The following is a 12,590-nucleotide window of genomic DNA, read 5'->3' on the forward strand; positions in this document are numbered from 1 at the left end:
CCTTGATCAGCTGCCTTAACCTGATCAGCTGCCGGTGCTGTTGGTGCAGCCTGCGATGCACCTGCCGCCGCGCCGGAAGGGCCGCCATCCCCCGGCGTTGTCCGCGGCAGACCCTGCCGCCTCCGGGCGGGGGCAGGGCTTATTGGCTCCTGTTGTCCCGGAGCGGATTCCGCAGCGACATCAGCAGCCGCAGCGTCAAAACCGGACCCGGAATTGCCGTCGCCGCCGGGAGTCCGGGGCAGGCCCTTCCTGACCATCGAGCTACCCCTGCTTCGCTTCGATGGCGCTGACCAGCTGCGGCACTATCGTGAAGAGGTCGCCCACCACGCCAAAATCGGCAATTTCGAAAATCGGCGCATCGGCGTCCTTATTGATCGCAATGATGGTCTTGGCGGTCTGCATGCCGGCGCGGTGCTGGATGGCCCCGGAAATGCCAAGTGCAATATAGAGGTCCGGAGCAACAGTCACCCCGGTTTGGCCCACCTGCATTGCCTGCGCCACGTACCCGGCATCAACAGCTGCCCGGGATGCGCCTACAGCTCCGCCCAGAGCGTCAGCGAGGTTCTCGACGAGGGCAAACCCCTCACCGGACCCCACACCCCGGCCGCCCGAGACAACCACTTTGGCGCCGCGCAGCTCGGGACGTGTCGAAACGGCGTCGCTTTCCTCGTAACCGGTAATGACGGCGTCGGGCGTACCCGAGGCGCTGACGTTCAGTAGTTCCGTCTCCGCCTCCCGCGGATCGGCGCGGAGGCTCGACGAGCCCTGCCGCAACGTAACCACCAGGGTTCCGGCGCTGGCGGCTGAATCGACGTTGTACGCTCCGCCGTAGACGGAGTGGTGGGCAACAATGCCCTCCTCGTCGCGGGAAATACCGACGGCGTCCGCCGCCAGTGGAGAACCCGAACGTGCTGCGAAGCGGGCCGCTGCATCGCGGCCCTGGATGGAGTTAGACACCACAACTGCCTCGGGCGACAGGGCCGCGGCCGCTGCGGCGAGGGCGTCCACCACCGGAGCCACAACGGCGGTCCCGAGGTCTGCGGATTCGCTAATCATCACGTATCCGGCACCGAGGGCTGCCAGCTCGGAAGCCAGACGGTCCGCGTTGCCCGGCGGAGTGACGGCGAGAGCTACGGGAGTGCCAACGGCTGACGCGGCGCCGATGACCTCAGCCGCACTGGAACGGAGCCCGCCGGACGGCGATACATCCACGAGGACGAGAAGGGGGTTCGGAGGGTAGCCGGTCATGCTGAGCGTCCTTTGATGAGCTGGTTCTGGAACAGGAAATCGGCAATCTGCCGGCCGGCGTCGCCGTCGTCCTCAATACGGATGCCCGCACTGCGTGCCGGGCGCTGGGCCACCGCGATCACGATGGATCGGCTGTCGTCTTCGGTGACCGAGACGCCAAGATCCGCCAGCGACAGCGTCTCGAAGGGCTTTTTCTTCGCCGCCATGATGCCCTTGAAGTTTGAGAACCTGGCATCGGGCAGGGCCTCGGTAATGGAGATGACCGCCGGAAGAGTGGCGCTGACGTCGAAACCTCCCGATTCAATGTTCCGCCGTCCGGCCACTGCCGAGTCAGTGATCTCCAAAGTGCTCAGTGAGCTGATTCCTGCCACTCCCAGCATTTCGGCAAGCATGGAGGGTATGGCCCCGCCGCCCCCGTCGGTGGAGAGGTTTCCGGCAATGACGAGATCAAAGCCGACGGAACGGAGGGCGGCGGCGAGAACCTCGGCGGTGAGGCTCATATCGGCGCCGAGCAAAGCGTCGTCCTGGACATGGACAGCGCGGTCGGCGCCCATGGCCAGGCCCTTGCGCAGACTGTTGGGGACGGTGGCGGGTCCGACGGCGAGCAGCACCACCTCGGTATTCGGGTGGCTGTCCCGGTGGGTCAGTGCAACTTCGAGCGCCCGCTCGTTGATCTCATCCAGCACCGGATCGCCGGCAGCCCGGTCCAGAAGGCCGGTTTCCAGGTTCAGGGCGCGGTCCCCCCACGTATCCGGAACTTCCTTCATTAGTACGACTATCTTCATCTCGTGCCCTCTCTCATCGTCGACAAAGAGTCCATGGTGATGGTCTTCACGACCAGGGCCCAGCTGATCGAACCCCGCCGCGATCGTACCGCAGACCGAGCGTTTACTTGTGATCCAGATCATGTTCCCAGCGGGATCGAATCAGTCCTGCAGGAGGCCCGAGTGCATCAGGTCGAGGAACTGCCGTGCAACGCTGTCAGCGGAGTGCCGGCCGTCCGGGCGGAACCAGTGCACGGCCGACCACACGGCGTCGCGGATGAACCGGTAGGCCAAAGCGGAGTCGAGTTCGGCGCGGAATACGCCGTCGCGCTGACCCTCCCGGATCACCGTCAGCCAAATCTCTTCGATGCCCGCGCTCTCCTGCGCCACATACTCAAATCCTGGAAGCGTGGCGAGGAATGCGGCCTCATTCTGGAAGAGGGCGACGGCGTCCGGCTGCGCCTCGATGGTGGTGAATGCCGTCCGGACAAGTTCATCAAACACGTACCGCGGGCCGCCGCCTGCAGCAGCAATGACTTCAGAGCGCTGCCGCAGACCTCCCAGGAATGACCGCAGGATCTCATCCAGGATCGCTTCCTTGGAGGAGAAGTGGTGGTAGAGGCTGCCGGAGAGAATTCCGGCCTCATCTGCGATGTCCCGCACCGTGGTTGCCGAATACCCCCGTGAAGCGATCAATCGTGCTGCAACGGCCAGTAACTGATCCCGACGCGCGGAACCCTGCTCACGCGCAGGCAGTCCGGACCTTTTAGTCGCTGGCATCAAGCTCTCCTCCGAGGATGTACCCGGGCGTTTGCGCGGGTCCCATAGCTCGGCACGTTACTGTGTCAGGCGCCCCGCCGCATCTTGCCGGCCTGCGCCATCCTTATCCCGGCACTATCCTCGTCCCATGAGTGAACTCACCTTTGAGCACATGCTGGCCTTTGAGCACAGCGGATGGGATGCCCTGTGCCACTCGGAAGGCGGCGCCTTCTACGGTGAACTGATGATGCCGGAGGCCGTGATGGTCCTCGTCAACGGCATGGTACTCGGCCGAGACGCGGTTGCCGGCTCCCTCAATGACGCCCCGCCCTGGGCTTCCTATACCCTGACCGACGCGCAGCTTGTGTCCATGGGTGCGGACACCGCGGCTCTTGTGTACCGCGCGTCGGCAACCCGCAACGGTCAGGACGAGCCCTTCACGGCACTCATGTCCAGCGTTTACTGCTCGGTTCAGGGAAGCACCCGGCTGGCGCTGTACCAGCAGACCACCATCACGCACTAGTTTCCATATACGGAAGGCGCCATGTGTGGAAGTTGCCATAATGGCAACAACACTTGCCCGCCCAGTACCCTGCCGGAGACGATGGACTCCTTCAATCCACTGCGCGAAGAGGTTCATCGAGTGAAAAATGCAGGCGAAAACCCCGTGGAGCACACCTTCGACAAGGGCTACTGGGAACGGCACTGGGAAGAGCTGCGCGAAGCCGGTCAAGAAGCTACGGGGGCGGGACCAGGGAACCCCTACATCGCGCGCGAAACCGCCGAACTTCCGCCGGGCACGGCGCTGGATGCCGGATGCGGTGAAGGCGTGGAAGCGGAGTGGCTGGCGGCGCAGGGCTGGGATGTTGTCGGAGCCGATATTTCCGCGGCTGCCCTGTCCGAGGCCTCCGCACGTACTGCGGCCCGTCCCCTGCGGGGCTCGGTGCGTTGGGTCGAAGCCGACCTCACGTCCTGGGAGCCGGAGCAGCAGTTTGACCTGGTGATGACGAGCTATGCGCACCCGGCCATGCCGCATCTTGAGTTCTACCGGCGGCTGTCGGCCTGGGTCGCCCCGGGCGGGACCCTGCTCATCGTCGGGCACCTGCACGGCGGATCCCCGGCCAGCGAGCAGGACGGTGCACACGATCAGCACGCGGAGCACCACCGGTCTGCGCCCCACGCGGACCAGCAGCACAGTGAGCACCCGCCTGTTGAAGCGACCGTCGACCTCGCCTCGATCGTGGCCGGGTTCGACTCCCCCGAATGGACAATCCTCACCGCGGAAGAGCAGACCCGAACCTTTGAAGCCCCCGGGGGCGGGCACGGCAAGGTGCTGCACGATGTCATCGTGAAAGCTGTGCGGCGCTAGATGGCGGGTACCCGCGCTGATTGGACCGAGGCGGCCCCGCCACCGTCCAGATTCCGTCCGCCGCGGTACCGCCGTCCATAGTGGTCCTGCGGCAGCCCCTTATGGCCGGCACCGAAGATCCGCTCGCGCAGCGTCTCCCCCGCTTCGTATCCTTCCCGCAGCCGGCCGCGCCTTCGCAGTTCCGGAACCACCAGCTCACCGAAGTCCCGTGCGGTGCCGAAGGAGTGGTACTGGCGCAGGTTGATGCCGTCAATGCCGTCTTCATCCAGCCACCGTTCAATCTCATCCGCCACCACGCTGGGGGTGCCGGCAACGAAATACCGGCCTTCCCGTCCGCTGCGCACGTTGGCAAGCAGCTGGCCCGCGGTGGTGCCCGGCTCCAGGGTGCGTGCCAGCGGCACGTCCTGCTTTCCCTCCCGCCGCAGGATGTCAGCAACCGGAGTTTCCGGCGGATACGCTCCTGGGTCAATGGCATAACCGCCGTGGGCCAGGATGCCGTCCACGCTGGAATGTGCCCGGTAGGTGCGCAGCTTTGCCGCCACCTCATCGTCAGTCCGGCCCACCACCACGCCAGCCTGCACAATGAATCGGATCGCGCCGGGGCTGCGACCGCGGGCGGCGGCCGCAGCGTCCATGGCAGCGGCATTGGCGCGGAAGTCGGCGGCCGTGCGGCCGCCGGTGAACACGACTTCGGCGTGCTTGCCGGCAAAGGAGATTCCGGCGGGCGAGCCGGTGGCCTGGAACAGGACCGGTGTGCGCTGCAGTGACGGAGCGGTCAGGTGCGGGCCCGCTACGGAAAAGTTCTCGCCCCGGTGGTTGATGTAACGGACCCGGTCCGGATCCGAGTAGACACCCGTGCTGCGGTCGGCCAGTACCGCACCGTCATCCCAGGATCCTTCCCAGAGCTTGTACAGCACCTCCAGGTACTCGTCGGCGATCTCATAGCGCCGGTCATGCGGAATCTCCTCCGCCAGACCGAAGTTGCGGGCGGCGTTGGGCAGGTAGGAGGTGACGATGTTCCAGCCCATACGCCCGCGGGTGAGATGGTCCAGTGTGCTCATGCGCCGGGCAAAGGCGAACGGTGGTTCGTAGCTGGTGGAGAAGGTGGCGCCGAACCCAATGTGGCGGGTGAGGGCGGCCATCGCTGGAATGACCGTGAGCGGATCCAGATTCGGGATTTGCAGCCCCTCCCGCAGCGCAGTGGCTGGCCCGCCGCGGAATACGTCGTAGGCGCCGACGACGTCGGCCAGGAAGATGGCATCGAAGCCCGCTTCCTCGCTCACCTGGGCCAGTTCGATCCAGTAGTCGATGTCCGCAGTGCGGTGCCGGTTGTTATCCTCGAGCACCCACAGGCCGTGGGTGATGTGGCTGACGCAGGCCATCTCGAACAGGTTGACGATCAGTTTTTTCGGTTCAGGCACGTTAGGCCCCTTCAGCGGTTGCAGCGATGGCGGTTCGGATCGATGCCGGGGCCTGCCCTGAAACGCCGGATGCGGAACGCCGGGCGGGCAGCCGGCCGTTGAGGTGGTAATCCCCCAGCTGCCGTGCCCGTTCGGCTGCCGGATTATGCGAGGCGATGGTGCGGGCATTGCGCCAGTGCCGGTCCAGGCCCAGCCGGGTTCCCACGGCGGAGGCTCCGCCAACCTCGAAGAGCTCGGTAACCGCCCCCAGCACGAGCGGCAGCAGTGTCTGCTGGGTCTTGAAAACACCGAGCTGGGCGGCAAGGAACAGCTCTCCGGCCTCCTCGCCGCGCAGCCGGGCGGCAAGGGCGGCATCCAGTTCCGCCGCATTGGAGAGCACTGCTGCGCGTGCGGTGTGGGAAGCGGCGGAGAGCCGGCCAACGCTGGCCTGCACCAGCTCGCTCTCCCGCGGCGGGTTTTGCCCGGCCTGTGCAAACGTCCGCTGGCGCGGCCGGACAAAGTCGACGGTGTCGGCCAGCGCCGCTTCCGCGATGCCGGCCACGGTGGCGAGGAGGCAGAGCTGGTAGATGCCGGTGATGTACTGGAACCGCTCGGCGTCCGGGCTGAAGGTCTCAATGTCGGCCGGTGCCACCGGCACGTCAGTGAACGTGGTGCTGCCGCTGCCGGTGAGCTGCTGGCCAAAGCCGTCCCAGTCGTCAGCTGTCGCCACCCCCGGATCACGGGCGTCGACGGTGGCACCCACGTAGTCCCCGCCATCGAGGGCGGAAACATGGATCCAATCCGCGTAGATGCTGCCGGTGGTGTAGTACTTGCATCCGTTGAGCCGGGCGCCATCCTCCGTGCGGGTGAGCGTGGTGGCGATGTCGGTGGTGTCCCCCCGCTCGGACTGAGCGTTCCCGACCAGGGCTCCGCTCCGCAGCCGGTCCCTCCAGCGTGCCTGGGCCTCGGAGTCGCCGTTGAAGAGCAAAGTTTCCACGAAGGCAATGTGGCCGCGGAAGAGGTGGGCAATGTTGGAGTCGGCCGCGGCGAGGTCGACGATGTTGCCGAAGAGCTCGGTCAGGGGAATCCGCGGTTCAGCCGTCAGGCGGCGTGAGCCGAAGCCGATGCGCTGCAGCTCCTCGACGGTGTCGAACGGCAGTGAATGGTCACGTTCGCGGTTGACCGCCTCGGCGCGGGCGGCGGCCCGGATACGCGCGAAGGCCGGGGAAAAAGAAGGAGTGGGAAGGGTCATGCGAAGGTCCTTTCAATGGGGGCTTCTACAGCCGGCCGGCCAGGTGCCGCGTCGGAACGGCCCGGGTGTCCTGTTCGGGGATTGAATCAATGAGCTGGCGCGTGTAGGGATTGGTGCTTTCCGTGAAGATGTGGTCCACGGAGCCGGCATCCACCAGGCGGCCGGTGCGCAGCACCGAGATTTCATCGGCAATCTGCCGCACCAGGCTCAAGTCGTGGGAGATGAAGAGATAGGTCAGGCCGGCCTCTTCCTTCAGGTGGAACAGCAGGTCGATGATGCGGGCCTGAACGGTGACGTCCAGGGCCGAGGTGGGCTCGTCCAGGACCAGGACCTCCGGCGTGAGGATCAAAGCTCGCGCGATGGCCACGCGCTGGCGCTGGCCGCCGGAGATTTCCCGTGGCCTGCGCTCCAGCAGGGCCTGCGGCAGCCCCACCCGGTCCAGCACCTGGGCCACCCGAGCGGCACGTTCGCGCCGGCTTGCGGTGCCATCCGCCGTGCGGTGCAGGCGCAGCGGCTCCTCAACGCTTTGCCCGATGCTGAACTTTGGGTCCAGCGCCGCCAGCGGGTTCTGATAGACCAGTTGCAGCTGCCGGGCGTGGGGATTTACGGTTCCGGGCGCCGGATCCAGTGTCCGTCCGCCCACCGTCACGGAACCGCCGCTGAAGCTTTCCAACCCCGCGAGGACGCGCGCCACCGTGGTCTTTCCCGATCCCGACTCCCCCACCAGGGCATGTGTGGATCCGGCACGGACCGTGAAGCTCACACCGTCCACTACAGGCGGAGAAACGTCGCCGGCACCGTACCGCTTGACCAGCCCGTGAACGACGACGGCGGAGTCCCGCCGCACTGCCGCGGGGGCGGTGAGCCCGGGCCGGTATTTGTGCGGACTGAGCGCCGGGGCATCGGCGAACAGCGCCTGCGTGTAGGGATCCTGCGGGCGCTCCAAAATCTCGGCGGCGGGACCGGATTCCACCACCCGGCCGTGATTCAGGACTGCCAGTGTGTCGCTGCGGTCCGCAGCCAGCGCCAGGTCATGCGTGATGAAGAGGATTGACAGGCCGAGGTCGGCCTGCAGCTCACCGAGCAGGTCAAGAATCTTTTTCTGCACGGTGACGTCCAGCGCGGAGGTAGGTTCATCAGCAATCAGCAGCTGCGGCCGGCCGGCAATCGCGATGGCTATGAGCACACGCTGCAGCTGGCCGCCGGACAACTCATGCGGATAGGACCGGATCCGTTGTTCCGGATTGCGGATGCCAACCTTTGCGAGCAGGGACGCGGCCTCCGCAGCGATGCAGGCCGCCGGCGTGCCGGTGTGGAGCCGCAGTGCCTGCCCCAGCTGTGCACCGACGGTGTGCAGGGGGTCCAGGGAGCTGAGCGGATCCTGCGGAATGTAGCCCACCCCGGTGCCGCGCAGCCGCCGCCACTGCCTGCGGTCGAAAAACGTGACGTCTTCCCCGCCCACCTGCACGGTGCCGGCGGTGATCCGGCCGCTGGCGGGCAGGAGCCCGCCGGCGGCCAGGGCGAGGGTGCTCTTACCGGAGCCGGATTGGCCCACCAGGGACAGCGTCTGGCCGCGCTCCAGACGCAGATCCGCTTGGTGGACGACGTTGGCGGCCGACGAGCCCTGTCCGTAGGCGACACTCAGGCCGCGCAGTTCCAGTGCCGGTGATGTGTTCATTCGGATACCTCACGTGTGTCTCGGAAGAGGGCGCTGACGCGGCTGATGGACAGCACCGTTAGGACAATGACCAGGCCGGGCAGCAGCGTCAGCCAGGGCGATGAAACAATGTACTCGCGGCCTTCCGAGACCAGCAGCCCCCATTCGGGATGCGGCGGCGGGGTGCCGTAGCCCAGGAAGCTGAGGGCGGCGATCCACAGGATCGCCGAACCGAATTGCAGGGCCGTCATGGAGAGCACAGCGGTGTAGGAGTTGGGCAGCACGTGCCGGAACAGCACCGTGGCGGGCCGGGCGCCAAGGTGATGGGCGGCCTCCACGAAGGTCAGGTTCCGCACCGTCAGTACCTCTGAGCGCATCAGGCGGGTAAAAGTGGCCACTGAAGCAATGCCGACGGCGATCGCGGCATTCAGGGTGCCGAACCCCAGCGCCACCACCACCATCATGGAGAGCAGCAGCCCGGGAATGGACAGCAGGACATCGACAATGCGGCTGACCACCGTGTCCACCCAGGACCCGAAGTATGCCGCGACGAGTCCCAGCACCGATCCGGCTCCCAGCCCAATGGCCACGGCAATGAGGGATGCGCCGATGGTTTGGGCGGCTCCGTGAATGACCCGGGCGAGCAGGTCACGGCCGAGGTAGTCGGTGCCAAAAGGATGCGCCGGCGTGGGCGCCAGCAGGGTGTTTCCCTGGGAGGCCTCCAGCGGATCGAACCGGGTCAGCAGCTGCGGAGCCGCTATGGCTGCCAGCAGGAGCAGCAGGAAGCACAGCGCCAGCCAGTCTCCCGGCGTCGTCGTCCGGGCTTTATTGAGGATCCGTTCCTTGCGGGTTGACGGCGGGGCAGCCGGTTTTGTCGGTGGCGGAGTCATCGGACCAGAGCCTCCGATGCCGTTGACGGCCGCTCGATTGCCGGCGCAGTGGCAGGCGGAAAACCGGAGGATCGCCGTCTCTCGTTCCGCCGGCGGGCCATCCGCGGATCAAGGGCCGGATAGAGCAGATCGGTGAGGAGATTGATGGTGGTGAACACAACGGCCACCAGCATGACCACAGCCTGCACCACCGGGCCGTCCTGGGCCCGGACGGCCTGCTCCGTCACGAAGCCCAGTCCCGACCGGTTGAACACGGCCTCGGCAATGACTGAACCGGCCAGCAGTTCGCCGACGGTAAGCCCAAACAGGGTGAGCGCAGGAATCGAGGCATTGCGCAGAACGTGGGAACTGAAGATCCGGCTCTCGGGCACCCCTTTGGCGCGCAGGACGGTGACGAAAGGATCGCCATAGGCTTTGCGCAGCCCGCGGATGAGCACCTGGGTGATGGGTGCGCTGACACCGAACGCCAGCGTCACCGCGGGCAGGAGCAGCGACTTGGCGCCCTCATCGCGGATGGAGGAGAACCAGCCGAGCTGATAGGCAAACACCTGCAGCAGCAGCAGGCCGGCCAGAAAGCTCGGCGTGGACAGGGACAGCACCGGGAAGGCGCCGGCCAGCCGGCGGACCGCTTTCCATGGCGCCAGAACGGCGGTGGCGGCAATCAGGAGGGAGAGGGCCAGGGCAAGGACCAGGGCCGCTGCGGCCAGTGCCACCGTCTCGCCCAGTCCCTGGGTGATCAAATCCGCGACCGGCCTGCCCGTGGCGAGCGAGAAGCCCAGGTCCCCCTGGAACAGGCGGGTCACCGAAATCCAAAACTGTTCCAGCGCACTCCGGTCCAGGTTGTAGTAGGCGGTAATGGCAGCAGCCTGTTCCTCCGGAATGGGGTTCAGCGGGTTGTTGATGCGGCTGCCGATGGGGTCGCCCGGCAGAGCGAAGAGGATGAAGTACACGAAGACGTAGGTCAGCGCGACTACTAGGAGAGACTGCCCGATGCGGGCGGCGATGAAAGCGGGGCCGGACACGTTCCTCATTTGGTTTCCGTCCAGGTCTCGTAAAAGGACGGGCGCGCCTCCGCACCGAAGGACAACCCGTGGAGGGTGGGCTGCAGTGCGAAAACCTGGGAGTCATCGAGAATGGGCAGCGCATATGCGGAATCGATGATGTGGTCCTGGATTTTGCCGATGATCCCGCTGCGGACAGCGGTGTCCGTGGCCGTCAGCTGCTCGGCCAGCAGGGCGTCCAGTACGGCGTCGGGCTGCTGCAGGTTGAAGGCGTTGAGGTACTCGCTGGAATAGTTGACGGTGAGTCGGATCGGATCCGCTTCCGGCCAGCCGTTGCGGCGTGCGCCCACTGCCGGGTCGGCCAGCACGGTGGAGTAGTTGGCGTAGTCCGTTTCCTTAATCTCCAGGTTGACGCCCAATTGCTTGAGTTGCCACTGGATCAGCTGGAACAGGGGTTTGGACGTGCTGTCGTAAACGTCAACGTAGGTGAGGATGTGCAGCTTCTCTCCGTCGCGGGTGCGGAACCCGTCCGCATCCCGTCCGGTCCAGCCGGCGTCGTCCAGCAGTTGGTTGGATTTGTCCGGGTCAAACGCCAGCTTTTCCGATTCGTCCTTGTACCCCAGGGACCCGGGAGTGAGGATGCTGGTGGCCTTGTTCCAGTTCTCCGTATAGAGGTCGGAAATGATCTGGTCCCGGTCGATTCCGTGCTGGAGCGCCTGGCGCACCCGCACATCATCCAGGAACGGCGCGGACTGCCGCAGATCCCAGACGTTGGAGTTGCCCACGCCCTGAACACTGACCACTTCGAGTCCGGCCGCGGTCAGGGTCTTCTCCTCGCTCGGCTGGATGTAACGGATCAGGTCCGCCTCGCCGGCACGCAGCGAGCCAAGCCGCACGCTGTCTTCGGTCACCGGAATGATGGTGATGCGGTCCAGATATGCCTCGCCCTGGTTCTCCAGGCCGGGCGGGGCCCATGCATATCCGTCCCGCCGGGCCAAGACGATTTCCTCGCCGTACTTTTCGGATTCCACAGTGAAGGGGCCGCTGCCGATGATGCCGGTCAACTGGGACTGGGCTTCAATCGGTGCGTTGATCGTTTCATCAGCGACCAGGCTGGTCCGCCAGAATGACAGCACGTTAAGGAAGGGGGCGTGCGGGGCCGTAAGCTGCACCGTAACGGTCCGGGACGCGTCGTCGGCCGTTACCGCCGACACTTTGGGGAACCAGTTATTGGCCGGGATGCCCTTTTCGCTGTCCCCCGCGGCCTGCCAGTCCAGATTGCGCTTGACCGCCTGGGCGTCCAGGACCTGGCCGTTACTGAAGGTAACGCCCTCCCGGATCACGAACGTGTAAGTGAGTCCGTCATCGCTGACGGTCCATTCCTCGGCGATCCACGGTTTCAGCTCCAGTGTTTCGGGGTCCCGGTAGATCAACCGGTCCGTGATGTTCTGGATGTAGGCGCTGTCCTGCCAGGTGCCGCTGCTCTGGAGCTGCGTGTTGGAGGAGAGTTCGGCGTCGAGGTAGACCACCTCGCCACCGTGCTTGTCGCTGGATTCGGAGGCGTTGCCCGGTTGGCTGCAGCCGGATGCGAGGACCGCGGTCAGCACGGACAGGATCAGCAGGGGTACAGCGCGGACGGGCACCGGATGTTTGCGGGTGAGTTTCATGGCGCTACTTTCTCGAGGGAGGGGCCGAAAGCAGATTCCGGCCGGCAGAGACGGGTGGCCCGTGGGCAGGGCAAAGCACGGGTAGGGGAAGGCGCAGGCAGGGAAAAGCGCAGGGCAGGGAAAAGCACGGCGGTGGCGAAGGTGTGCGGCCGGGCATCGCGGCCGGGCACATCGCAGCCGGGCAGGGGAAGCCGGGCAGGGGAAGCCTAACGGCTTGGTTCGAAACCTAGCTGGTGGAGCGGGGACATCGATTCATCGGGCGTGCCTCTACGGGTCATGGCGCCCCGGGGGCGCTGCCGGGGCAGCGGAGACGCCGTACTTGCCGGGCCGGGCAGGTGCCCGCCGGCCGAATCATCACCTGGAGCACCCCGCTACGACGAGAGGGTTGCTGTCCAGCCGGCCAGGGCCGATGGCTGGAACTCTTGATTGCTGACTCCATGCTAGGGCAGGAGGAAGGTTTGTGCGCAGAGGACGTCGTGTGGGGTAAGTCCCCGTCATATGACGCTGTTGCGGCCATATGACGGCACACGCAGGTAACACTGCGTAAGGCGCCGGACGGGGTAAAACGGAGCCGGCACGCCGC

Annotated in this window: 11 protein-coding genes and 1 riboswitch; of the genes, 2 read left to right on the forward strand and 9 right to left on the reverse strand. The window is 65.9% G+C overall.

Translation table 11 applies throughout. The annotated features are described in order from the left end of the window. Positions 1-261: 261 nt before the first annotated feature. The 3 genes from AAE021_RS06665 to AAE021_RS06675 form a co-directional block, all read right to left on the reverse strand. Positions 262-1,248: an electron transfer flavoprotein subunit alpha/FixB family protein gene (locus AAE021_RS06665; protein ID WP_342024826.1), complete on the reverse strand. Its 987-nt coding sequence runs from the start codon at positions 1,246-1,248 to the stop codon at positions 262-264. Beyond that, complete coding sequence (locus AAE021_RS06670) at positions 1,245-2,033, reverse strand: electron transfer flavoprotein subunit beta/FixA family protein (protein WP_342024827.1); 789 nt, start codon at positions 2,031-2,033, stop codon at positions 1,245-1,247. Before AAE021_RS06670 ends, AAE021_RS06665 begins: the two co-directional genes overlap by 4 nt. 141 nt (positions 2,034-2,174) lie before the next feature. Beyond that, the gene (locus AAE021_RS06675; protein WP_342024828.1) at positions 2,175-2,792 is read right to left on the reverse strand and encodes a TetR/AcrR family transcriptional regulator; all 618 of its coding nucleotides are present in this window, start codon (positions 2,790-2,792) and stop codon (positions 2,175-2,177) included. Between the two features lie 127 nt (positions 2,793-2,919). Between AAE021_RS06675 and AAE021_RS06680 the strand changes: the two genes are divergently transcribed. Beyond that, the gene (locus tag AAE021_RS06680) at positions 2,920-3,294 is read left to right on the forward strand and encodes a nuclear transport factor 2 family protein (RefSeq protein WP_342024829.1); all 375 of its coding nucleotides are present in this window, start codon (positions 2,920-2,922) and stop codon (positions 3,292-3,294) included. Positions 3,295-3,414: 120 nt separating this feature from the next. Then, positions 3,415-4,140 (forward strand): class I SAM-dependent methyltransferase, encoded by a 726-nt coding sequence (locus tag AAE021_RS06685; protein ID WP_342024830.1) that lies wholly within the window; start codon positions 3,415-3,417, stop codon positions 4,138-4,140. Here the strand turns inward: AAE021_RS06685 and AAE021_RS06690 are convergent. Genes AAE021_RS06690 through AAE021_RS06715 form a run of 6 tightly spaced genes read right to left on the reverse strand, consistent with a single transcriptional unit; the run spans position 4,137 to position 12,007 of the window. Further along, complete coding sequence (locus AAE021_RS06690; RefSeq protein ID WP_342024831.1) at positions 4,137-5,561, reverse strand: NtaA/DmoA family FMN-dependent monooxygenase; 1,425 nt, start codon at positions 5,559-5,561, stop codon at positions 4,137-4,139. The two genes, AAE021_RS06685 and AAE021_RS06690, sit on opposite strands and share 4 nt — an antisense overlap. A 1-nt stretch (position 5,562) precedes the next feature. Continuing rightward, entirely contained in the window at positions 5,563-6,792 is a 1,230-nt protein-coding gene (locus tag AAE021_RS06695; protein WP_342024832.1) for a hypothetical protein, read from the reverse strand. 25 nt (positions 6,793-6,817) lie between these two features. Next, on the reverse strand, positions 6,818-8,470 hold the full coding sequence (locus tag AAE021_RS06700; protein WP_342024833.1) for an ABC transporter ATP-binding protein: 1,653 nt from the start codon (positions 8,468-8,470) through the stop codon (positions 6,818-6,820). After that, positions 8,467-9,339: an ABC transporter permease gene (locus AAE021_RS06705; protein WP_342024834.1), complete on the reverse strand. Its 873-nt coding sequence runs from the start codon at positions 9,337-9,339 to the stop codon at positions 8,467-8,469. The genes AAE021_RS06700 and AAE021_RS06705 overlap by 4 nt, the downstream gene beginning before the upstream one ends. Next, on the reverse strand, positions 9,336-10,370 hold the full coding sequence (locus AAE021_RS06710; RefSeq protein WP_342024835.1) for an ABC transporter permease: 1,035 nt from the start codon (positions 10,368-10,370) through the stop codon (positions 9,336-9,338). Before AAE021_RS06710 ends, AAE021_RS06705 begins: the two co-directional genes overlap by 4 nt. Continuing rightward, the gene (locus AAE021_RS06715; protein ID WP_342024836.1) at positions 10,367-12,007 is read right to left on the reverse strand and encodes an ABC transporter substrate-binding protein; all 1,641 of its coding nucleotides are present in this window, start codon (positions 12,005-12,007) and stop codon (positions 10,367-10,369) included. The genes AAE021_RS06710 and AAE021_RS06715 overlap by 4 nt, the downstream gene beginning before the upstream one ends. Positions 12,008-12,317: 310 nt before the next feature. Next, positions 12,318-12,435, reverse strand: a riboswitch (SAM riboswitch). Positions 12,436-12,590 lie beyond the last annotated feature (155 nt).

The organism is Arthrobacter citreus (genome assembly GCF_038405225.1).
Classification (GTDB): Bacteria; Actinomycetota; Actinomycetes; order Actinomycetales; family Micrococcaceae; genus Arthrobacter_B; species Arthrobacter_B citreus_A.